The sequence below is a fragment of the Spartinivicinus ruber genome (assembly GCF_011009015.1).
Taxonomy (GTDB): domain Bacteria; phylum Pseudomonadota; class Gammaproteobacteria; order Pseudomonadales; family Zooshikellaceae; genus Spartinivicinus; species Spartinivicinus ruber.
Genome location: NZ_CP048878.1, coordinates 2,625,322 through 2,646,948 on the forward strand (window position 1 = coordinate 2,625,322; position 21,627 = coordinate 2,646,948).

At 39.5% G+C, this 21,627-nt stretch carries 26 protein-coding genes and 3 tRNA genes; 12 read left to right on the forward strand and 17 right to left on the reverse strand.

Features of this window, described 5'->3' with window-relative positions; translation table 11 throughout:
- Positions 1 to 229: 229 nt before the first annotated feature.
- The 3 genes from G4Y78_RS12460 to G4Y78_RS12470 form a co-directional block, all read right to left on the reverse strand.
- Entirely contained in the window at positions 230 to 1,108 is an 879-nt protein-coding gene (locus G4Y78_RS12460; RefSeq protein WP_163833327.1) for a type 2 periplasmic-binding domain-containing protein, read from the reverse strand.
- Between the two features lie 226 nt (positions 1,109 to 1,334).
- Positions 1,335 to 2,069, reverse strand: a complete 735-nt coding sequence (locus tag G4Y78_RS12465; RefSeq protein ID WP_163833328.1) for a hypothetical protein — start codon at positions 2,067 to 2,069, stop codon at positions 1,335 to 1,337.
- 379 nt (positions 2,070 to 2,448) lie between these two features.
- Positions 2,449 to 3,522 (reverse strand): hypothetical protein, encoded by a 1,074-nt coding sequence (locus G4Y78_RS12470; protein WP_163833329.1) that lies wholly within the window; start codon positions 3,520 to 3,522, stop codon positions 2,449 to 2,451.
- Positions 3,523 to 3,697: 175 nt separating this feature from the next.
- On the opposite strand from G4Y78_RS12470, the gene G4Y78_RS12475 reads away from it, so the two are divergent.
- Positions 3,698 to 3,919 carry a hypothetical protein gene (locus G4Y78_RS12475; protein ID WP_163833330.1) on the forward strand — a complete coding sequence of 74 codons (222 nt, stop codon included), beginning with the start codon at positions 3,698 to 3,700 and terminating at the stop codon, positions 3,917 to 3,919.
- A gap of 41 nt (positions 3,920 to 3,960) precedes the next feature.
- On the opposite strand, the gene G4Y78_RS12480 is transcribed toward G4Y78_RS12475, so the two are convergent.
- Positions 3,961 to 4,335, reverse strand: coding sequence for a hypothetical protein (locus G4Y78_RS12480; protein ID WP_163833331.1), 375 nt, complete (start codon positions 4,333 to 4,335; stop codon positions 3,961 to 3,963).
- A 217-nt stretch (positions 4,336 to 4,552) separates the two neighbouring features.
- Between G4Y78_RS12480 and G4Y78_RS12485 the strand changes: the two genes are divergently transcribed.
- On the forward strand, positions 4,553 to 4,969 hold the full coding sequence (locus tag G4Y78_RS12485; RefSeq protein WP_163833332.1) for a VOC family protein: 417 nt from the start codon (positions 4,553 to 4,555) through the stop codon (positions 4,967 to 4,969).
- A gap of 23 nt (positions 4,970 to 4,992) precedes the next feature.
- Here G4Y78_RS12485 and G4Y78_RS12490 read toward each other — a convergent pair whose 3' ends face one another.
- Positions 4,993 to 6,648 (reverse strand): electron transfer flavoprotein-ubiquinone oxidoreductase, encoded by a 1,656-nt coding sequence (locus tag G4Y78_RS12490; RefSeq protein ID WP_163833333.1) that lies wholly within the window; start codon positions 6,646 to 6,648, stop codon positions 4,993 to 4,995.
- 446 nt (positions 6,649 to 7,094) lie between these two features.
- Here G4Y78_RS12490 and G4Y78_RS12495 point away from each other — a divergent pair, with 446 nt between their 5' ends.
- From G4Y78_RS12495 to G4Y78_RS12530, 8 genes are all read left to right on the forward strand, one after another.
- Positions 7,095 to 7,850, forward strand: coding sequence for an electron transfer flavoprotein subunit beta/FixA family protein (locus tag G4Y78_RS12495; RefSeq protein ID WP_163833334.1), 756 nt, complete (start codon positions 7,095 to 7,097; stop codon positions 7,848 to 7,850).
- Positions 7,851 to 8,780, forward strand: coding sequence for an electron transfer flavoprotein subunit alpha/FixB family protein (locus tag G4Y78_RS12500; RefSeq protein ID WP_163833335.1), 930 nt, complete (start codon positions 7,851 to 7,853; stop codon positions 8,778 to 8,780).
- Positions 8,781 to 9,096: 316 nt separating this feature from the next.
- On the forward strand, positions 9,097 to 9,744 hold the full coding sequence (gene uvrY, locus G4Y78_RS12505) for a UvrY/SirA/GacA family response regulator transcription factor (RefSeq protein WP_163833336.1): 648 nt from the start codon (positions 9,097 to 9,099) through the stop codon (positions 9,742 to 9,744).
- A 166-nt stretch (positions 9,745 to 9,910) separates the two neighbouring features.
- Positions 9,911 to 11,755 (forward strand): excinuclease ABC subunit UvrC, encoded by a 1,845-nt coding sequence (gene uvrC, locus G4Y78_RS12510; RefSeq protein WP_163833337.1) that lies wholly within the window; start codon positions 9,911 to 9,913, stop codon positions 11,753 to 11,755.
- A gap of 83 nt (positions 11,756 to 11,838) precedes the next feature.
- Positions 11,839 to 12,426, forward strand: a complete 588-nt coding sequence (pgsA, locus tag G4Y78_RS12515) for a CDP-diacylglycerol--glycerol-3-phosphate 3-phosphatidyltransferase (protein WP_163833338.1) — start codon at positions 11,839 to 11,841, stop codon at positions 12,424 to 12,426.
- Positions 12,427 to 12,560: 134 nt separating this feature from the next.
- Positions 12,561 to 12,636: transfer RNA gene (locus G4Y78_RS12520), tRNA-Gly, on the forward strand.
- A gap of 8 nt (positions 12,637 to 12,644) precedes the next feature.
- Positions 12,645 to 12,718: transfer RNA gene (locus G4Y78_RS12525), tRNA-Cys, on the forward strand.
- 23 nt (positions 12,719 to 12,741) lie between these two features.
- Positions 12,742 to 12,829: transfer RNA gene (locus tag G4Y78_RS12530), tRNA-Leu, on the forward strand.
- 104 nt (positions 12,830 to 12,933) lie between these two features.
- On the opposite strand, the gene G4Y78_RS12535 is transcribed toward G4Y78_RS12530, so the two are convergent.
- The 10 genes from G4Y78_RS12535 to G4Y78_RS12580 form a co-directional block, all read right to left on the reverse strand.
- The gene (locus tag G4Y78_RS12535; RefSeq protein ID WP_163833339.1) at positions 12,934 to 13,968 is read right to left on the reverse strand and encodes a tyrosine-type recombinase/integrase; all 1,035 of its coding nucleotides are present in this window, start codon (positions 13,966 to 13,968) and stop codon (positions 12,934 to 12,936) included.
- A gap of 3 nt (positions 13,969 to 13,971) precedes the next feature.
- A complete protein-coding gene (locus G4Y78_RS12540) occupies positions 13,972 to 14,196 on the reverse strand; it encodes a DUF4224 domain-containing protein (RefSeq protein ID WP_163833340.1) in 225 nt (74 codons plus the stop codon).
- A 9-nt stretch (positions 14,197 to 14,205) separates the two neighbouring features.
- Complete coding sequence (locus G4Y78_RS12545; RefSeq protein ID WP_163833341.1) at positions 14,206 to 14,541, reverse strand: hypothetical protein; 336 nt, start codon at positions 14,539 to 14,541, stop codon at positions 14,206 to 14,208.
- Positions 14,542 to 14,543: 2 nt separating this feature from the next.
- The gene (locus G4Y78_RS12550) at positions 14,544 to 14,945 is read right to left on the reverse strand and encodes a hypothetical protein (protein WP_163833342.1); all 402 of its coding nucleotides are present in this window, start codon (positions 14,943 to 14,945) and stop codon (positions 14,544 to 14,546) included.
- A gap of 99 nt (positions 14,946 to 15,044) precedes the next feature.
- A complete protein-coding gene (locus G4Y78_RS12555; RefSeq protein WP_163833343.1) occupies positions 15,045 to 15,833 on the reverse strand; it encodes a DUF2303 family protein in 789 nt (262 codons plus the stop codon).
- A gap of 37 nt (positions 15,834 to 15,870) precedes the next feature.
- Positions 15,871 to 16,221: a hypothetical protein gene (locus tag G4Y78_RS12560; protein WP_163833344.1), complete on the reverse strand. Its 351-nt coding sequence runs from the start codon at positions 16,219 to 16,221 to the stop codon at positions 15,871 to 15,873.
- Positions 16,222 to 16,297: 76 nt separating this feature from the next.
- Positions 16,298 to 16,498 (reverse strand): hypothetical protein, encoded by a 201-nt coding sequence (locus G4Y78_RS12565; protein ID WP_163833345.1) that lies wholly within the window; start codon positions 16,496 to 16,498, stop codon positions 16,298 to 16,300.
- Positions 16,499 to 16,500: 2 nt separating this feature from the next.
- Entirely contained in the window at positions 16,501 to 17,007 is a 507-nt protein-coding gene (rdgC, locus tag G4Y78_RS12570; protein WP_163833346.1) for a recombination-associated protein RdgC, read from the reverse strand.
- Positions 16,977 to 17,411 carry a helix-turn-helix transcriptional regulator gene (locus tag G4Y78_RS12575; protein ID WP_163833347.1) on the reverse strand — a complete coding sequence of 145 codons (435 nt, stop codon included), beginning with the start codon at positions 17,409 to 17,411 and terminating at the stop codon, positions 16,977 to 16,979. Before G4Y78_RS12575 ends, rdgC begins: the two co-directional genes overlap by 31 nt.
- 165 nt (positions 17,412 to 17,576) lie before the next feature.
- Entirely contained in the window at positions 17,577 to 17,990 is a 414-nt protein-coding gene (locus G4Y78_RS12580; RefSeq protein WP_163833348.1) for a helix-turn-helix domain-containing protein, read from the reverse strand.
- Positions 17,991 to 18,621: 631 nt separating this feature from the next.
- Between G4Y78_RS12580 and G4Y78_RS12585 the strand changes: the two genes are divergently transcribed.
- Both G4Y78_RS12585 and G4Y78_RS12590 read left to right on the forward strand, forming a co-directional pair.
- Positions 18,622 to 19,491, forward strand: a complete 870-nt coding sequence (locus tag G4Y78_RS12585) for a helix-turn-helix domain-containing protein (RefSeq protein WP_163833349.1) — start codon at positions 18,622 to 18,624, stop codon at positions 19,489 to 19,491.
- Positions 19,488 to 20,201 carry a replication protein P gene (locus G4Y78_RS12590; RefSeq protein WP_163833350.1) on the forward strand — a complete coding sequence of 238 codons (714 nt, stop codon included), beginning with the start codon at positions 19,488 to 19,490 and terminating at the stop codon, positions 20,199 to 20,201. Before G4Y78_RS12585 ends, G4Y78_RS12590 begins: the two co-directional genes overlap by 4 nt.
- A gap of 212 nt (positions 20,202 to 20,413) precedes the next feature.
- On the opposite strand, the gene G4Y78_RS12595 is transcribed toward G4Y78_RS12590, so the two are convergent.
- Both G4Y78_RS12595 and G4Y78_RS12600 read right to left on the reverse strand, forming a co-directional pair.
- Entirely contained in the window at positions 20,414 to 20,593 is a 180-nt protein-coding gene (locus tag G4Y78_RS12595) for a hypothetical protein (RefSeq protein ID WP_163833351.1), read from the reverse strand.
- A gap of 62 nt (positions 20,594 to 20,655) precedes the next feature.
- A complete protein-coding gene (locus G4Y78_RS12600; RefSeq protein ID WP_163833352.1) occupies positions 20,656 to 20,973 on the reverse strand; it encodes a hypothetical protein in 318 nt (105 codons plus the stop codon).
- Positions 20,974 to 21,627 lie beyond the last annotated feature (654 nt).

Consider the following 21,627-nt stretch of genomic DNA (forward strand, 5'->3'; position numbering starts at 1 on the left):
GATTGCCCTGGTACTGGTGACTTTAAGTGAACACAATTCACTAATAGGCTAACAGTAATGACTGTAATTAATAATTTTGTTGTAATGATTATGTATTTAAGTATTTTTTTGTCATAGATTGAATCAGAGTTTTTATATTATTTTCATATTTATTCACAAGGAACTCCATCTTTACCCTTATCGAGCCGGTAAAATAAAGGATATAATTAATCCATATGGAATAGCTAGCTTAGTGGTAGTGGTTATTAACTTTATGCCAGAGCACCTCTTTTTCCAGCGGGGTTTGAGGAGGAAGTAAAGGGTTTTTTAGATTGAAAATTATTCTATTTTCCATATTGGCTGATTTAAAAATTTCAGCATGTGATGGGTGATTATAAAAGAGCTGATCAAAGCTGCCATCCTTTATCGATAGCCATAAACCTCTTTCCAATCTATCGGCAAGTTTCGTATTAGATTTATTAACAAAAAAGTAGAATGGGGCTGGATAGACAAGCATTAGAGTCTCATTCACGATAAAGTGATCATTTTTGTGTGACTCTATTTCTCCCCAAACTTCAGTAACTCCACGAGGAAAATAGTCAAATCTACGGTGTTTCAACATTGCAAATAACCCTTCATAATCAGGGCTTGTAATGGTTGTTATGCCATTTGTTGTTAGGATTATTGTATCTGGCCAATCGTGGCCTTGGCCTGCTCGGTACTTTTTGAGCTGCTCAAGACTTTTGATTGATTCAAACTTTGTTTTATCTTTTTCTCGAATAATGAAAATTCGGTGGCCAAGTAATCCTTTTAACAGAGGAATACGAATCGGTAAAAGTAGCTCTTCACGACGACGGGAAGTCATAGTCCATAAGACACTTATAAATTTATTTTCTTGAAGGCTGGCAATTGCCCTATCTTGGCTTAAAGGTGATTCAGCCATGTTAACAGTGAAGTTTCCGTCAGTGTTTTTAGTTTTATTAAGAACCAGGTGTAATAACTCTATATAATATAAATCTCTATTATCTGTTTCGCTATACTTTGACACATGGGTAACGGTAAGCTCACTTAATGATATGCGGCTGAAAACTATAAATAGAGCCAATGAGATAGTGGTGAATGATTTCATTTTTTCTTGACAACTTAACGCTTATACAACCGTTAAGTATATCATTACAATCAGTTTTTATCCTATGTGAGCTGTTTGATATGATTTTAATTGGAATGCTTGAAAATGATATTATCATTGAAGGGGAGTAACTTTTTCTTTGTTGCTAGAAAAAATTTAAATAAACTGTAATGGTTAAAAATAAAAAAGGCCTCAATAAGGCCTTTTATTTTACTTAAGTTGCTTGTTAAGCGATTGCAGATTTAAATGTGCGACGGCGGTTGCGAATTAATGGAACTAAGGCTAAAGTCATTAAAAATAATGAAAGTGTCGCTGGCGTATCAACATTTACTGTTGTTTGATTCGCTGCATCATACCAACCAGACTGGGTGACAGCGAAATTTTGCAATGAGCCGTCTGCGTTATAAGCAAAGGTGCTACCGATACTTGGATGGTACCAAATGCCTATTTTTTCACCAAATTCAACGCCATTCCACTCAGCTGTATTTAATAACGAGTTAATTTGAGTGGTATCTAACTCAAAATTGAATGTTCTTTCATTACCATTATCTGAAACATTAATAAAGTTAGCACCAGTTGAAGAAATATAATTTTGATCTAGTTGCCAGGTGTTGTAGGTGGTTCGACCATTGTAGATATAGGAAGTCAATGTTCCTGTTGCGAGGTCTCCATACATAATGGCATATTCACTCACGTGGCCTTTAGGATCAGGACCATCACTAACTACTAGCCAGAAACCATCAGTATACTGGCCATTTGCTTTTTGTGATGTGGCTTGCCAACTAAATGTTTGGTTATCTGAATTATAGCGGGTTGTGATATTGGTTATTTTGCCTCCAGCAGGATTGCTAGCAGGGTTATTGATTTCATATTGATAAATAGGAGCAGCAATAGTGTTACTAGTATAAATAGCTGCTAATGAAACTGCACCGGCTAGAAACTTACCTAATGATTTGATCATAATTATAACCTACTTCTATTAAGTTATTTAATTTGCAAGTGATTTTGCTTGCTTGAGCTGTCAAGCAAAGCCCATGCCATAAATTATTTTTCTTCTAACTATCTGATTTTTAAAAATTAAAAAATATTGAGTTGGGGTGGGTTGTATAGGGGACAATAATATAGATATTCGCGTAAAAATAATCGTATTTTTGAAATACAATACTTTTGTCCTGTTAGGTGTATCTAATGAAATAGGTGTTAATAATAATAGATTTTATCTAGCTAATTATACTGTTAATGATTTCTATGTAAAATTACATGACATTTTTTGATTGATTGTTTGTTATTTATTGTTGAGGGGTTATTGCTTCTATTAAATTCACAGTAGGTTATATAGCCTAACCCGATTTTTCTAAGTCAATATTGAGGTCAGAAGCAGTAGTTGGCTTGGGTGGTTGTTCTGGTAAATCCAGTTGACTAGCATCAGGGTTAATCAGTTCTTGTTGAATGCGTTGAAACTCTTTCATCAGGTTTTCGGGTAGTTGGTTTTGTGAAGACAATTTGTGTTGTAAGTTGGTTAATTTAGATGAAACCTGCATACGTTCAGTCAATAGCTGTTCGTTAATGCGACTTTTCGCGGCATTTTCTTGTAAGGTAATACTTTCTTTTACGTCACTTTGAATAATTGATTCCACTGCACTGACTAACCGATGAAGGATTCGATAAACAACAGAAGCAGAAAATCCTCCCAACAGAGCCAATACGGGTTTACCTAGACCATGTAATGAGCCAGACATTTTACCATTATGCTCACTGATACTTTCTATAGGGATAAGTGAAGCTAAAATAATGCCGGATAACAGCCCTAAGACAAAACGAATCCAATAGGATGAGCCATGTATTTCATCAAAAGTTCTATTTTTAATGTAGTAATTGGCCTGAAATAAACCTGCAAAAGAAGCTCCAATGGCTGCTGCTGTTAATAAAAATAACTCATTAATCAATAACGATATACCAGAGTTTTCTAATAAACTGAAACTGCTGGGTATACCATTAACATAGTCGGATAAGCTTAAAGTGATAAAACTAATTAATGCGGCAATAGCCACTAAAATCATGTGTCGAATTAAAGGGACTGGCCCTAAAAACGTTATCCACTTGGGTTTTTTGGTTTCGCTTGCCAGTAATAAGAGTGTTTTTGGTCTAGCAGGAGCAATCAAGTCGGTTAAGTGATTATGGATTAATGACAAATGATATGCATTATTTTTAGGAAGTTTAGACGTGTTTGTGCTGATTAATTCCAGCTGTGGATCTTCACTGGACGGGTCATAAAGTTGTAAGTTTTCTAACTCATAAGCTTCTAAGGAAGCTGCTAAGTTCGCTGGCACCTTTAGTCCGGAGGCAAATGCGTATTGCATCATGGCTTTACATTCAAGAAGAATATCGTGTTGTATTGTGCTATCCGTTGGCATTGGTGCTTGTCCCTATGTTTGATTATTAATGAGTATAGCTAGCTTTTGCGACAACCTTGAATGGAGTAAAGGTTGACAGCATTGATGGCATTACGTTAAGTTAGCATCTCCTTCAATAAACAACGCTTTCAGACATCGGCCCCTGAAAGGTATTAAATATTTTCGGCCGTTTCAAATGTATCAATGTCAACAGTGTTCTTCTCTGGTAAGTGCTAATACACCTTCCTATTCATTGGTTATTCAAAAACGTAAACAGTCTTATCCCAAGCGCTCTAAGGTAAATGAGCATCATAAAGAGGGAAAAGCTAAGATAACAGATGATCCTGGTGGTACAGGGTTTGAAATTGTCAAAGAAATAGCCGTGTGCCGCGCTTGCTATGATGCGCTTTGCGAATAATTTTTAGGTTAAATGGCTACTACAGTAGCCATATATATTAATTATCCAAGGGCAATTATTTCGCCGTATTTTCCAGGTGCGTAATAATTTTCACCATTAGGTTTATAGACTCTAAAACGTTGCCAGTCAGAAAGCTTATTATTAGCAGGTTGCGCTACATAACCTTCATGGCACTGGCTGTTTACAGATAAATAATCAGTTTCAGATACACTCATGTACTTAAAATACTTACCCCATACGATAGGACTTTCCCGCCACTGGCCAGATATGGTGACATAATTATCATAACTATCTTTTAACCAATACCAGTCTTTACCATCAGATGTAGCACAAAATACATAAGTCCAGGCGGCATATGCTTTAGTTTGGTTGAGGAGTAGTAATACCAGAGTAATTATTAAACGAATTTTATTCATTGCAGTATCTTCATTATGGATTAAGAATTAATAATTCTATTGTCGTATAATTGGTAGCAATACAGGTTTTATGTAGTGAAATGTGTCTGGATCGTAATTTAGAGGTGCTATATCTGACTGATTAGTCAGTTATTTGTGTGACTACTGACATAATGTCGTCAGGATGAGTCATCTATGCTAATAGCTGTTAACTATTACATTAATAGGGAATCATAAAATGTCGGATGATATGCCAAGCATAATTTCTCATGTATCCATTGGTACTAATCAATTTGAGCAAGCTGTGAGTTTTTATGACAAAGTACTGGAACCTTTGGGATGTAAGCGAATGATGGAGTATCCTGGAGCAGTCGCTTATGGTAAACAGTTTCCAGAGTTTTGGGTGCAAACGCCCATTGATGGTAAAACGGCGACGATTGGAAATGGTACCCATATAGGTTTTTTAGCGCCTTCCAAACAAGTAGTGGATGCATTTTTTCAAGCAGCATTGGCAGCAGGAGCAAAAGAGGAGGGCGCACCAGGGCCTCGTCAAGACTATGGTGAACCTTATTATGGCTGTTTTGTTCGCGATTTAGATGGCCATAAAATAGAGGTTCACTTTTGGGATGTGTCGTTAATGTCACAAAATATGTAAAAAAGGGGCTCCTAGCCCCTTTTTTACATATTGGGGTAGTTTGGCCCCCCAGCCCCCTCTGGTGTCACCCAAGTAATATTTTGTGCTGGGTCTTTAATATCACAGGTTTTACAGTGTACACAGTTTTGTGCATTAATTTGAAACCGTTTACCTCCTTCCTCGGCATCTACCACTTCATAAACACCGGCAGGGCAATAGCGTTGTGCTGGCTCATTATATTTAGGCAGGTTTTCCCGAATGGGTAATTCTGGATCAGCTAATTTTAGGTGGCAGGGTTGATCTTCTTCATGGTTGGTATTGGAAATAAATACAGAGCTGAGTTTATCAAAACTGATTTGATTATCCGGTTTAGGGTAGTCAATTTTTTTGCACTCTGCTGCTGGTTTCATTTGTGCGTAGTCGGGTTTTAAATCATGCAGAGTGAAGGGCAGTTTGCCGTTGAAAATATTTAAATCAATATAGGCAAAAGCAGCACCTAAAATATTGCCATATTTGTGCATGGCAGGGCCAAAATTCCGTTGTTGATATAGCTCTTTATAGGCCCAGCTGGCTTGATATGCTTCAGTAAATTCAGTGGGTTCTGGCTTAGTTTCCGTTTCTGATGACAGAACTTTAAATAGGGTTTCAGCAGCAATCATGCCTGACTTCATCGCAGTGTGAGAGCCTTTAATTTTGGCGAAGTTTAGCGTACCTGCATCACAACCAATTAATAGCCCGCCGGGAAAGGTCATTTTAGGAAGTGATTGAATACCTCCTTTGGCAATTGCCCGGGCGCCATAAGATACACGCTTACCACCTTCTAAATATTGTTTAATGACAGGATGATGTTTGTGACGTTGAAATTCATCAAAAGGGCTTACATGGGGGTTTTCATACCCTAAGTCAGTAATTAAACCCACCACCACTTGATTATTCTCTAAATGATAAAGAAAGGAACCACCATGGCTACCACTTTCTTTTAATGGCCAACCTGTGGTGTGTACGACTAAACCTGGCTGATGCTTTTCGGGAGGGATGTCCCATAACTCTTTGATACCAATACCGTAGTGTTGGGGCTCTTTACCTTCATCCAATTTAAACTTAGCAATCAGCTGCTTTCCTAAATGGCCACGACAACCTTCGGCAAATACAGTATATTTAGCATGTAGCTCCATGCCTGGCATATAGCCATCTTTTGGTTGGCCATCATGACCAACACCCATATCACCAGTGATAACTCCTTTAACTGTACCACTATCGTCGTACAATACTTCAGCAGCAGCAAACCCAGGAAAGACTTCAACACCGAGATTTTCTGCTTGTTCAGCTAACCAACGACATAAGTTGCCTAAGCTGATAATATAGTTACCTTCGTTGTGCATTGTTTTTGGTATAAAGAGGGGAGGCACTTTAACCGATTTTTCGGCATTATTGAGCACATAAATATCATCCTGGGTCACAGGCGTATTAATGGGAGCACCTTTGTCTTTCCAGTCAGGAAATAATTCCTTCAATGCAGTAGGCTCTAGGATAGCGCCAGAAAGAATATGGGCACCCACTTCAGAGCCTTTTTCGACGACACATACTGTCAAGTCTTGGTTTGCCTCTGTTGCTAATTGCATTAGCCGACAGGCGGTGGCTAAACCTGCAGGGCCCGCCCCGACGATGACTACATCAAACTCCATCGATTCACGTTGCACTATAATCTCCTACCCAGGCTAAGAGCTATCTCTACATGCAATGCTAGCTTGAAGATAGCTGTATTGTTATGTCAGACTACGGTCGATTTTAAACGCTTGTTTTAATTTTGTCTAATGGGCACAATATACTAGGTTATACCATGCTACAGTTCGTATACCCTATTAGGTGTTGATACCCACGGCACTTATAGGTTACCAAATTATGTATGCGACAAAATAGGTGTTTTTAAGCGAGTAGTTACATTAAGGAATACTCAGATTATTTTGTTCGCCCATCTAAAATAGGTGATACAAAGTTTTCAGTTGGTGATCTCTTGACCTGTTGTAGTTATCGGTTCAAGATACCACCGAATTTTTTAGCACAAGGATTGTCGTATTTTTTGTGCCGATTATTAGTTACCTGTTGTTAACAGGTTTTTCACCCACGAACATGATACGAGGAATCCATGAAGATTCTTGTAGCGGTCAAGCGCGTTATTGATTACAACGTGAAAGTTCGAGTCAAGCCAGATAATAGTGATGTTGATTTAACCAATGTCAAAATGGCGATGAACCCATTTTGTGAAATAGCGGTAGAAGAAGCCGTTCGCTTAAAAGAAAAGCATAAAGATACTGATACTGAAATTGTTGCAGTTTCATTAGGTCCTAAAGAAGCCCAAGAGCAAATTCGTACGGCATTAGCCTTAGGTGCTGATCGCGGTATTTTAGTGCAATCTGATGAACACTTAACTTCATTAACTGTAGCTAAAATCCTCAAAGCCATTGTAGATGAGGAAAAGCCCGACTTAGTTATTTTAGGTAAGCAGTCCATTGATACGGATAACAACCAAACTGGTCAAATGCTAGCGGCTTTGGCTGGATTGCCTCAAGGTACGTTTGCTTCCAAAGTTGAGTTAACTGATGGCAAAGTGGCCGTGACTCGTGAGGTCGATGGTGGTTTGGAAACTGTTGGACTACAACTGCCTGCTATCGTTACGACTGATTTACGCTTGAATGAGCCCCGCTATGCTTCGTTACCCAATATTATGAAAGCCAAGAGGAAGCCTTTGGATACTAAATCGCCTGCTGACTATGGTGTTGAGGTGGAATCAACCATTACTACCTTGAAAGTAGAGTCCCCAGCAGAGCGTCAAGCAGGCATTAAGGTAGCAAGTGTCGAAGAGCTGGTTGATAAATTAAAAAATGAAGCGAAGGTGATTTAAATGAGTGTACTGGTTATTGCAGAACATCATCAGGGTAAACTGCATGGGGCTACTTTAAATGTTGTCACTGCAGCGAAAGCCATTGGCGGTGAAATTGATATCCTGGTAGCCGGTCATCAGTGTGGTAGCATGGCTGAAGAAGCCGCTAAAATAGCCGGTATCAATAAAGTATTAGTGGCAGATAATGAAGCTTATGCCCATCAATTAGCGGAAAATATCAGTCTGCTGGTGGCAGAACTAGGTAAAAATTACGGACATATCCTGACAGCTGCTACCACAACCGGCAAGAATTTTATGCCTCGTGTAGCAGCACTTCTGGATGTTGATCAGATATCCGACATTATCCGTGTTGAAAGTGCTGACACCTTTGCTCGCCCGATTTATGCTGGAAATGCAATTGCTACAGTGCAATCCTCTGCTGCAACGAAAGTGATAACAGTGCGTACAACTGGGTTTGATGCTGCAGATGCTGAAGGAGGTGATGCTGTTGCTGAATCATTGAGTATTGTCCACAATGCAGGTACATCAGATTTTGTAGGTGAAGAGATTGTTGAGTCAGATCGCCCTGAACTCACTGCAGCAGATATTGTGATATCCGGTGGGCGTGGTATGGCTAATGGTGAAAACTTTGCCATGTTATATAGTCTGGCGGATAAGCTGGGTGCTGCAGTTGGGGCTTCTCGAGCGGCAGTTGACGCAGGCTTTGTCCCCAATGATATGCAGGTAGGACAAACAGGTAAAATCGTCGCACCTAATTTATACATCGCTGTTGGTATTTCTGGTGCTATCCAGCATTTGGCGGGTATGAAGGATAGTAAAGTAATTGTGGCCATCAATAAAGATGAAGAAGCACCAATTTTTCAGGTGGCTGATTATGGTTTGGTTGCTGACTTGTTTGAGGTGGTACCTGCTTTAGAAAAACTGCTGTAAAAGGTAACTCACTGACTCGTTTGGCTATTGTATGGCTTAAAGTTAGCTAAAAAATAGCCAGCGAGTGGGAGAGATGGCCTCATTTCTATTATTAAATGAATATTTAACCAAAATAATCGGAAAATTAGCCAAATTTCTGTTTTTATAACAAAAAGGCGCTATTCAGTTAATTTTCATTCTGATATGTTTAGCCCTTTCTACACTAGAGTCTACTTGGCAATTTAAATGGTTAAGTGGGCAAAAAATTTCCTAATCTCGAAAAAGACGCTAGATTTGTTAGGTGTATGTTGAGTTGGTTAATGCCGAGGAGTCCCTTTTGATCAATATTCTTGTGGCGGATGACCATGACTTGGTAAGAACCGGTATTACCCGGATGTTGGCAGATGTTGATGGTATTGAAGTGGTGGGTGAAGCCTCTAGCGGTGAAGAAGCAGTAGAGCTGGCTAGAAAACTCAAGCCAAATGTAGTGCTAATGGATGTCAAAATGCCAGGCATTGGTGGTCTAGAAGCAACCAAGAAAATCAATCGACTTGGGCTCGATATTAAAGTCATTGCCGTCACTGTTTGTCAGGATGAACCCTTTCCTTCTCGTTTATTGCAAGCCGGAGCAGCGGGCTATGTTACCAAAGGAGCAGACTTATCGGACATGGTTGACGCTATTCATAAGGCATACCAAGGCAAACGTTACATCAGTCCTGATATTGCGCAACAGCTAGCATTGAAACCTTTTCAGCAAGATAATGCTTCGCCTTTTGACAGTTTGTCAGAACGTGAAATCCAAATTGCCATGATGATCGTTAACTGCCATAAGGTACAGGCCATTTCTGACAAGCTGTGTTTAAGCCCCAAAACAGTTAACAGCTATCGTTATCGTATTTTCGATAAGCTAAATATCAGCAGTGACGTTGAGTTAACTCTGCTTGCTGTAAAGCATGGGATGTTAGATGCTGAAGCGATGAATTAGCATCCACTGATAAGCACGAAGTTTACACTATCAACTTTCACATTGCGGTCTTTCACTATAACCTATCACGGCTGCCTTTGGGTGGCTTCTCATTTTCTGGTGATCCCGTTACACTGGGTATCAACATATGTTTTCTCATTTCTGTTAACTCATTAAGTCACTTGCTGTGAACGCAGAAACCTCATTAGAATTTGATTACAAGACATTTTTAGCCCGTTTAACCCAAAAGCCAGGTATTTATCAGATGTATGATAAATCAGATCAAGTGCTGTATGTGGGGAAGGCGAAAAACTTAAAAAAACGGGTTAGCAGTTATTTTCGTGCCTCCGGGTTAACCACTAAAACCATGGCATTGGTGAATAAAATTACCCGTATTGAGGTGATGGTCACCAATAGTGAAGCTGAGGCACTTATTTTAGAGCAAAATTTAATTAAGCAGTTTAAGCCTCCCTATAATATTTTACTGCGAGACGATAAATCTTATCCGTATATTTATTTATCCAGTCAGGATACTTTCCCACGATTAGCCTTTCATCGTGGAAAAAAATCGTTACCGGGAAATTATTTTGGCCCTTTTCCCAGTGCTGGGGCTGTACGAGAAAGCCTAAATTTATTACAAAAAGTATTTAAAGTACGCCAGTGTGAAGATAGTTTTTTTAAAAATCGCTCCCGTCCTTGTTTGCAATATCAAATTGACCGTTGTAAAGCGCCTTGTGTCGGGTTTGTCTCTGAAGAAGAATACCAGCAAGACGTTGCACATTCACAATTATTTTTAGCGAGGAAAAATCAACAATTAATCGCCCAGTTGGTAGCAGAAATGGAAGCAGCATCTCAGCAGTTAAACTTTGAAGAGGCTGCCCAGATACGTGATCAAATTCAGTATTTACAACAAGTACAGGCTCATCAGGCCGTAAGCGGTGAGGCAGGGGAGGTGGATGTCATTGGTTATGCAAGCAATGGTGAGCTAGGCTGCTTAGTGGTGATGTTTGTACGAGGCGGTCGAGTATTGGGCCAACGAAGCTTTTTCCATTCCACTGGTGCAGAACAGAGCATACCAGAACAGATATCGGCTTTTTTATCGCAGTTTTATTTGTCGATGAACCAAATCGATTACCCGAAAGAGGTCGTACTACCTGTAGCTTTGCCTGATAGCCAATGTTTGACGGATGCTATTAACCAGCAAGTGGAACATTTGGTCTTGTTTAAGCATCAGGTGCGTGGAGAACGACGGCAGTGGTTGCAGCTGGCGGAAAAAAATGCTGCTCAGCAATTAGCCAGTCGATTAGCCGACAAACAACAAGTGGCCGATCGCATGAACTTACTGCAACGAGGTTTGGGGTTAGACGCTATTAATCGTATAGAGTGTTTTGATATTAGCCACTCCAGTGGTGAGGCTACCGTTGCTTCTTGTGTTGTATTTGGTCAGCAAGGCGCCATCACCAGTGATTATCGTCGTTATAATATTAAGCAGGCGACTGCTGGCGATGATTATGGTGCAATGGCTGAAGTGTTGCAGCGGCGTTATCAAAAGGTGTTGGTGGATGCAGAGGTGCCCTTACCCGACCTGGTATTAATCGATGGGGGAAAAGGACAGTTGGCCAAGGCCCAGGAAATTTTCACTGAATTGCAGTTAAGCCATATTAAACTGGTAGGGGTAGCTAAAGGGGTTACCCGTAAACCAGGTTTAGAAACCTTATGGCTGTTAGATGAGTCAGAGCAATTCAGGGAAATACAACTAAAAGAACCAGGGGCATTATTACTTATTCAGCAAATACGCGATGAAGCCCATCGGTTTGCTATTACTGGTCATCGTCAGCGCCGTGGTAAAGCTAGACAACGATCCCAACTTGAAGACATACCAGGCATTGGCACTAAACGTAGACAACAACTGTTGAAGTTTTTTGGAGGAATAAGTGGTGTTAAACAAGCATCTGCTCAAGAGTTAAGTAAAGTGCCAGGGGTAAGTATAAAGCTGGCTGAGGTTATTTATAATGCTTTACATCCAGAATAATCCCTCTAATATCATGTGCTTTAAACACTGGCCACAGTAATACAAGCAAATTGAGCTTTTGGCAAAACAATAATCGCTGTTATATGAATATCCCAAATATTTTAACCACATTAAGAATAGTACTAATCCCCATCATTGTGGTTATTTACTATGTACCGATGCCCTGGAGTTATCATGTTAGTGCCATTATTTTTGCAGTGGCTGCTATTACCGACTGGTTTGATGGATATTTAGCTAGAAAGCTCAATCAAACGACACCTTTTGGTGCATTTTTAGATCCGGTTGCTGACAAACTCATGGTTGCTGTTGCTTTGGTCTTGTTGGTTGAAGAGCACGCTAACTTTTGGTTGACCTTACCAGCTCTTATTATTATTGGTCGTGAAATCGTTATTTCAGCCTTGCGTGAGTGGATGGCAGAGTTAGGCAAGCGCACCAGTGTAGCGGTGTCTTTTATAGGCAAGCTTAAAACCACAGCACAAATGGTCGCTATCTTTGTGTTGTTAACTGCACCTGTAGGTATTGAAACGACAGGTTATTTTATTGGATTCGGGCTGCTATATGTGGCTGCCATTCTCACGCTATGGTCAATGGTGGTGTATTTAAAAGCAGCCTGGCCAGACCTTGACCCTTTTAAAAATACCCATGAAGTCACTAAAAGCAATGAAGAGTGAGAGAAATGTGAGGTAATGTAGAGCAATAAAGCTGCAATTTGTTGTGTTTTTGAACGATTAAACGATAGAAAAAATTATTTGCAAACAATAGCTTGACATAAAAGCCTAGTTGCCTAAAATACGCAGCACTTGAAGCGGGAATAGCTCAGTTGGTAGAGCACAACCTTGCCAAGGTTGGGGTCGCGAGTTCGAGTCTCGTTTCCCGCTCCAAAAAATATGGCTGGGTGGCAGAGTGGTCATGCAGCGGACTGCAACTCCGTGTACGCCGGTTCGATTCCGACCCCAGCCTCCATATTTTTACGGTTTGAATTCAATGCCCGGGTGGCGAAATTGGTAGACGCAAGGGACTTAAAATCCCTCGGAGGAATACTCCGTGCCGGTTCGACTCCGGCCCCGGGCACCATCTTAAAGAGTTGTAGCGTTATTGAACGCCAACTCAATCTAGCTTCATAATATTTCATAATACTTTTCATAATATCCAGTAGTCGCAAGCAAACGTTTGTTTGATCAACTGTCGTGTTTTTTGTCCTTTCGATTCACGGTTGGAACTACCCGAATTTTTCTGTCATATATTTCAGTTTGGGTGATGGTTTTATGGCCGCTAAACTCTTGTTTGTCGGAAAGGCTCCCCTCAAAGTCAGAAATACCTTTTGCTTTAATATCGTGAAAAGTAAAATCTAGATTAATATTTAATCCTTGCTCACTAATTTCTTGTCGTGCTCTTTTCTTAGCCAGATTCCAGTGATAACGAAAACCATCATAGCTGTATCGGGTACCATTAACTTTATGGATAACATTAAAGGAAGAAAGCCCTGGTAATGTTCTGGCTAATTTAATAGCTCTTCGCAAATCTTCAGACCATGCTTTAATTTGTTTTTTGCCAGTTTTTCCTTGTTTAATAAATATACCTTCCTCTTGAATTTGCTGGTAAGTCAAATGTAGTACGTCGCTAATGCGGGCTGCACAAAGGTATGATATTTCCATAACAATTTTTACGACTAGTGAAGCATGCTTGTAAATAAGCTCATATTCTTGATCAGTGATGTAGCGGTCTCTGGGTTTTTCTGTATATTTTTTAACGCCATGGCATGGATTTTTGTTTAGTCTTCCTCGCTCATATCCCCAGGAAAACACTTTACTTAAAAAGGCGTGTTCCCGATTTGCTTGCACTTTTGATTTTCTACCTCGCTTATCCATGTATTGACGAATATGTTGTGGCCTGATTCTGCTTAGGAGCATTCTCCCAAACACTTTATTTACTTTGTGAAAGTATTTTTCATAGTCTTTTCGTGTGGTTAAAGAAAGATCATACCATTCAGTTGAAGTCATGAATTCTTGGCACAAGCTAGTAAAGGAGGTGGACTGTTGTGTATATTTTTCTAGCTCTTCTTGATAACGCTTCAGTACTAAACTGCGGCTAGCATCTAAGTTGCAAAGCCTGATATTGCCACCACATTTTGGGTGGAATTCGTAAGCTGACTTACCACGATATACCCTGGGTGGTAGCCAGTTACTGCTTTCATCATTGCGTTTTCGGCCCATTTATCACTCCATCGAACTCCAGTCAGGCTCTTCTGTATCAAGTTTTTGCCGGTTGAGAGGGTTGTTAATATGGTGCCAGGTTGTCCTGATTGCTCCATCAAGCCTCTCTATATAAAAGATACCATGCTTTTCTAAAACTTCCCTTTGCTTGTAGGCCATCTTAGCACCAGTAATATCCTGAAGTTCACTCTCAGTAACTACTTGAGTTGCCTGTGGAGCCTCTTGCATAAATCCTCCTTAGCTCATTACTCCAAAAAAAGCTTGATTGGTTTTACTATTTCTACAAAAGCCAGTTTCAACCTCGTCCCGAAGTATTTTTATATGCTTCGGTGCACTAACACTTAACTTTGCCTGCCCCATTGATTTGGATAAACTCTCCCTATTACTGGGGTAGGGATAAACAGTTATTTCATGACTCAACTTAAAGGGGTGGCCAAACTCAATATCTTTAATACTAATATGGCCTCTATGTAAGGTTGTGAGCGTTACTCCGCCCACGCTTCTCGCTCGCAATACCAACTGGAAATCACCAACCTTTAGGGGTTCACCTATACGACGTGTTACAGTCAACATAATTAAACGGCTCCTAAATAGTGCACATAGAAAACACCTTGAAAATCTTGGGGGGGTGGCATTCCTGCTTTTTCGCAGTCACTTTCAATACCTCTAATTTGTTCGTGGGTAAGTCTAATCAAGTAAGGCTTATGCCCTTTATGCTTCTCAAAAAACTCAATATATTGGTAAATTTTCTTGATTAGTTGTTGGTTGTCTTGGCTAAGCTTTTTAAAGTTAAAAAAATATTTATTTGTTTTAGCTAAATTCAGCATTTTAACGATTGCCTGGTTAGCAATGCCTGCCGATTGATCAAGAATAAACTCAGTGACGCCTATTTCCTTTTTATCAGCTTTAGCTCGACGATAATTAAACACCCTAGTGCGTGGTTTCCATGGCTGTAAGCCTAATTTGTCATTGATCATCGCAATTCCTTTACTTTGAATTATTAAGATAAAATATTCTGCTAATGTATTATTTGGTTCAGGTCTAGCGACTGCTCCCTGCTAAACCATTGGTCATTATTAACAAGTTAAGGATTTACCTTCAATCACCATCAAGTCGCCAACACCAACTTGAATATTTTGGGTAACTTCGTAAAAAGCATCTTCAATCACCCGTTCAGGCTCTACCAGCTTGTACCACAACAACAGATTGCCTTCTTGTAGCCGATAATAAAGCTTGGCTTTCACTTCGTATTTTTCACCATTATGAAAAGGGGCTAGCCCTAATTTGATTTGTTCAGGTAATTCAACGGTTCCCTTTTGATTATCTTCACTATAGGTGAACTGGTATTCCCCAGTATTTAACCGCATAGCTGAGCCAAAAACCGCTTTACGGATAACATTAAATTTCAGGGCAATTTCCAATAGCTCGGCCCCGCTGGGGCTAACAATATCCTCGGCTCTTTCTTCGAGAAATTCGGCAAAGGAGGTTTGGTCCATTTTTTCATTATTTCTGTTCTGCCAAGCTTCCCATTCACGAGAAAGTGGGCAGCCATACTCAACTGTATGCTTACCACTTCTTGGCTCATCTTGTGAAACATGAAAATCAATAATGCCTTTAAATAAGTGAGACTGGTCGTCAGCAAATATGGTCGTATGAGGGTTTTTAAAACGGTTAACATACTCAATAAATGATTTAACCGTATTCATTTTCACATACTGCCGTGTTTTGATAGGGTGTGGCAGATAGTCTTCAATGCTCACCAACTTATAGTCACTACTTATAGCAACAAAGGGTATGCCTTCCTTATTATGTATGACTTGGCTAGCCCCTAATTTAATTAATTCTTGTACGTTATTGTGTTCCATGCTGTCTCCTTTTGCTTAAAGTGAAATTTACTGCTTATTAATTGATAGACTTCAGGTTTTGATTCGTGCTGGTTTCTGGCACTGTTTTAAGGTCTAACTCTGATTGTTTCGGATCATTTCGAAGTAAATCACCATCTGCAGTAGACCAAAAAATTGCTTGCGGCTGCTCATGCTGTGGAATACTTGATTTAATATTGGGGGTGATTTTTACGGTATCCTCATTATTTGCACTGAGCATTTGTACTTTGAGTTGCAGGGTAATACTGCCTGCTTTACAGGTATCTCTTACAGCCTGCACTAGTTCAGATAGTGTTTCAGTTAACTCACTATCCAGACTACCTCGATTGATGTATGCAACTGTTTGGCTAAAGGGAGTATTTTCATTCATTGATAAGAGCTCCTTTTTTAGGCAATAAAGTGCCGTGGCTCAATATTGAGCATTTAATAACTAATGTTTATTTAATTTAAAAAGTTGCTGGTTCTACAAATAATTTATGCCGAGTTTTATCAAGCACATATCTCATACGACGGCGCAGATTGTTATGAATAGCTAAATCAGCTTGATATTTTTCGGTTATTTTATCCCATAGTAAATCGGCTTCTGTTTTTCTCCTTCTTAGCTGCTGATTATTAATTATGTCGTTCTTAGGTAAGCGAGTAGCCATAGTCATGCCGCCACCGTGTTCTCTAGCATTATGCCGGCTTTGCCGCTGCTAACCATTTGTATAAATAACTGTAGAAATAGTTTATTTACATCGGTATCTTGATTATTAACGACCAAGCAGCCTTGCTCAGTATCAATATAAACCTCAATTACTGTCGTTATTTTGGGTGCCCGAGGAATCAGTCCAGTTCTAATTTCTTTCCGTAAACATTCAATTTGCAGTTTTGTTAGACGCTCTCCAGTAAGGTCTTTATGGTCTTCAACAGCTTCAATGACACGCTGCCTTAAAACAGTAGGTGATAATACCTTTTTCTCTAATTTAACTTTGAATACTGCTAATTTTTTTCGTGTTTCCAGGTAACTGCCTTTTTTAACCGGTACAAATCCATAACTTAATTCTTGATATTTACTACAAGGGGTAAACTCCGCATCTCTAACTCCACCTAATAACCGCTCAACAACATAATCAGCATTAGCTTTTAAGTGATATACAGTTGCGTTTTCATACATGGCTCGTCTCCTTTTGAATTATCGTCTAACGACATATACTCCTGCCGTCTCACGGTCCGTTGTGTAACACGGGCCTGCCTGGGTTTATCAGGGTCGTCATTCACTACCATCGGCACACAATTAACAACAAATGCAGCCAATAACATCATCACCACTGGCGAAACATTAAGGGTGACAATCTTTAACCGAATTAGCTCGGCCACTAAATGTGCTCGATTGGTAGTTTTAAGCTTGTAATGTACGTTTTTTATTCTGTTGCTAACTGTGCCAGGCTCTACACCTTGTTCGCGTGCAATGATTTTGTCAGTTTTGCCAGACAGTAAGCCTAAGCAGAATTGAGTTTCACGCGATGTAAGATGTGAATTGTCTAAATGCGCTTGCCAGTATCCATCTGTAGTAATCATTGTTGAAACCGTCCGTAGCTCTAAGTATTGCTTAGTTTAAAATAAGCATATTTTAGAATTGCTTAGATTATAAATTGAATTTAATAATTAAAAGCTTGTGATTAATAGTTTTTTTGATTTATAGGGGGCATTTAAAATGGTGGGAGGGGAAGTTAGAGGGAGGGATTATGACTTCCTATTGGTTGCTATATCTACTACTGTACGTAATATCTTTACATCTTCATCGGTAAGTTTGTCGCGAACAAGTAAACTATTTAAGTCTACTAATACTTGCATCTTTGTTTGATAGTTTTCAGCTTTAGTTTTGGATTCAATATAATCATCTTCTTCTACATCACTAATGCATTCGTCATAGTTGGTCAAACCAATGGAGTCATCAAAAAACCAGTCAGTATCTACTTCTAAAATTTCACTAAGCTTATTTAATGCTTTCTTCCGTGGTATTACTCGTGTTTCAGGATTTTTAGCCTCCCATTGAGCTACTGCTCCATGACTAACCCCGCAGAAACTGGCCACTTCACGCTGTGTAAGGTCAAGCTCTCTTCTGCGTGCTCTCAGCTTTTGCCATAGTTCTGCCATAAAGTTTAATTCTCTACTAAGCTTGATCTAACAAAAGTTTAGATATAGGATTGCTTTAATAACAAAAAAGCCGGACTTCCATTTGAAAGCCCGGCCTCATAATAAACCCTTATCAACACTAACACTAGTGCTTGAGAGGCACCCTTACGCCTAAAGTTTGGGGGTGAGTGTTAAAGGAGACGGAAACACCCGGCTCTTGTAGTTCTAGCGCTCATGTTGTGTAAAAACTATACCGAGTTTCTGTTTAGCTGTCATTGAAACTAAAAATACTGACTACTTGTACAGTGCTCAAAGGGAGAGCTGATATGGAAGTAGCGATAATGAATCTGCCGTGTATCTATTCAAAATCACAATCGGGTTAATTTATTCGTTATTAATTATTGGGCCTAATACTCAATATAAATAATTAAAACCTAATTTAGTAGCTGGCAAATCAATAGTTTTTTGCTGGCAAGGTATTTTTATGTGCTGAATTTTTTAGTTGTAGTTTAGCGGAGGTAAATTTCAGACATAAAAAAACTGCTTTACCCGACCAAGAGAAGCAGTTTTTTTAACAACAAAAGGATGTAAATATTATGCAGAAAGCTGCTGAAGAAATCAACATCAATGCAGTGTTTCAGGAGGGGGATTTATGAGTATTCAAGCGATGTCTTGGGTATTTACCCTGTCGAAACTAGAACCCTATAAAAAAATTGTTTTATTGTCGTTGGCTGACAATGCAAATGACCAAGGTTACTGTTGGCCTTCAATGGATACGATTGCGCATAAATCCTCAATGTCCAAGCAGACAGTTAGACGACACTTAAAATCATTAGAAGAATTAAATTTAATTACTAAACAACAAAGAACGCGAGCAAATGGAGCGACAAGCACGAATGGTTTTTTCTTGCATGTTGGCGCAGCTATTAAAGAACCACTAACTGAGGAACTTCAAGAAAATGAGGGGGTAAAATCTGATACCCCTATAACAGAAGGGGTGTCAAAGCTCTGTAAGGGGGAGGGTATCACAGCTGTGGTACCCCTAGAATCATCATTAGAATCATCAAACACAACTATAACAACCGCGCGCGAGGTCAAAAATTCAGATCCCGATATTTTTCAAAAAAAATACGAAACCCGAGTTAAAACCCAAGGCAATCCCATGACAGCGGACTGGCAACCTGATTGGGAGTGGGTGAAATCAAGCTTAATTCGAGCAGGCATTAACCCTGATTTTGCTAACGTGAAATTCGATGAGTTCAAACTCTACTGGCTTAGGCAGCCTGAAACACTTCACCCAGCCTGGACAGCCAAATTCATACAACACTTGATTAATCAATGGCCGTATTACCAAAGCCAACGGAAACGGCAGCAACAGCTTAACCAGGCGCTGGAAAAGAAAACTCAGCAGCAAGTGGAAAATATCGAGCAAGAAACCAAAAACCTTGCCAGTAAATCAACTAAGAAATCCGTTGATCTTGATGATGAAACCTGGGCGGACAATATGGAGGTTTTCAAATGAAACGCATCAACGAAATTACACCTAACTTGCAGCATGGTCAGTTACCACTTCAGCAAAAGTTAACAGCTGACGATAAAAAAATAGCGGTTAAGCTAATTAACCATGTTTTTCAAAAGCTCAAAGGCTGCTGTCCCGCGTGGAGTCATGCTTATCCTGATAACGAATCGCTTAACCTAGCTAAACAAGAGTGGTTAAAAGCGTTTATCGAGAATAGCATTAACACTGACTTTCAAATTTACTACGGCCTTAAAAACGTGCGTAACCAGGGAAAAGCGTTTGTCCCTACGCCATCAGAATTCATTAAGTTTTGCCAACCAAAGCTTGAAGAACTGGGATTACCCGAGGCAGAAATTGCCTACCGTGAAGCGTGCAGGCATAGCCATGAGCCACTAAAAGCTAAATGGACTCATCAAGCCGTATACGAAGCAGCAAAACAAACGGGTTTCTTTGAATTAAAGTCAATGGCAGAAAAACACATACTGCCCGTCTTCATCAGGAACTATGATATTATCACCAAGAAAATACTCAAGGGTGAGCCCATCAGCGATATACCCAAAGCGTTACCTGGCCAGATACAACAAACTATTGCTGAACGAAACAAGGCTTACCACGATCAACAGCAACAACAATCAATTCAACAGGCAGGCTTAAGTCATTTAAACAATAAAACAGATGCCATGGCAGCAATTAAGGGAATGTTAAATAGGTAAAAAAACATTGCTTCGCCAGTGGGTCTAGGAGTACAGCGACGAAGCAATGTGAAGCGGAGTCAATACAATAACAAGAATAGATATACATCAATATTTTTACAATTTTATTATAGGTGAATAATGAATAATAAAGCCAGACACCAGCGCCTTGAGGCAGTAAATGAACTAAATAAAGGTGTCCCCTCAGTAAGCGTGAGTTAGTATAAATTTTTTCACTTACTCATGTTTACCGAGGGGACACATTTATAATGCTTTTGCAATGTAATGATATCTAACCAAAACACTTTAGAAAATGGTCGTCGTGTACCAGGTTGTTGCCGCCAGGGCTCAAACTTGGCTTTCACAGACTCTAAGGTTAATGGTGGTTTAGTGAAAGTTGTTTCTTCGGTCATTAAGTAACCTCAACTTAGGTGAAAACGGTTGAGGTTAGGCTATCAGAGGCAAGAAGTACGAGTCACGCACGCTTGGAAAGGGGACACGATATAACAGTAACAATAGGTATATTACCCTCTAATTCATATTGACTTGAGTATTTTTTCAACTCACTGGGTCCAGCAATGATTATTAAGACCGTACCAACAACAAGTAAGATAAATGGGGTTTTAGCTAAATTCCAATTGAGTATTCCAAACAGATAACCAGGCAGGGTAAATAGGAGGATTAAAATACCCCATACAATTTTGTTGTTTTGGAAGGCAATAATAATTAACCATATCCATCCTACTAAACAAAGTAGGCCACCGATAAGAATAAACATAATACTGACAGCCATGCAACTGCTTACTTACTTATAGGTAGCACAGCTAAAGAAGTTAGTCAAAGAGCTAGTCATTCATAAGTGATGAACAGAGATACTGACGATAAAGGTAAGAAATGGCAAAAGGTTAAATAAAATCTTCAAAAAATTCCAAGAAGTAATGTAAATTAAAGTTATTGCCACCTGTGGCTGGCGTTTTTTCTCTGAAAATGCAGAGAATCGCAAGCAGCTAGAACATCCATTTATTTCATTTATGGAAATCGATGAGCGTGGAAAAATTTGGTTCATTGACTAATACACTAAAAAACGTATTTATACCCACTATCAATATGGCTGGAAAGGCTTTACCCGTGGTGGAACATTAAGATGACTCGTTGAGTTCTTCAGAAATCACATATCAAAAGGTGCTCAATTCAGAGCAGATTACTTTGACCCCAATGGCTCTTACTTTGGTGAACATCCATGGGATTATGGTGATGATCTTCTGATAGTAAAGGAAGCAGCATTAAGACTAGGAATAGCCAAATAAAAAAAGCACTGCTTCGTCAACGCTGGTTTAGGGCTTGGGGGTGGTGCAACGAAGCAATGCTCACGGGGAGTAGCCGTGTAATCAGTATGACTACAACTAAATAAAGAAGTTCACGCCTAGTGCTTTATATCGATCCAAAG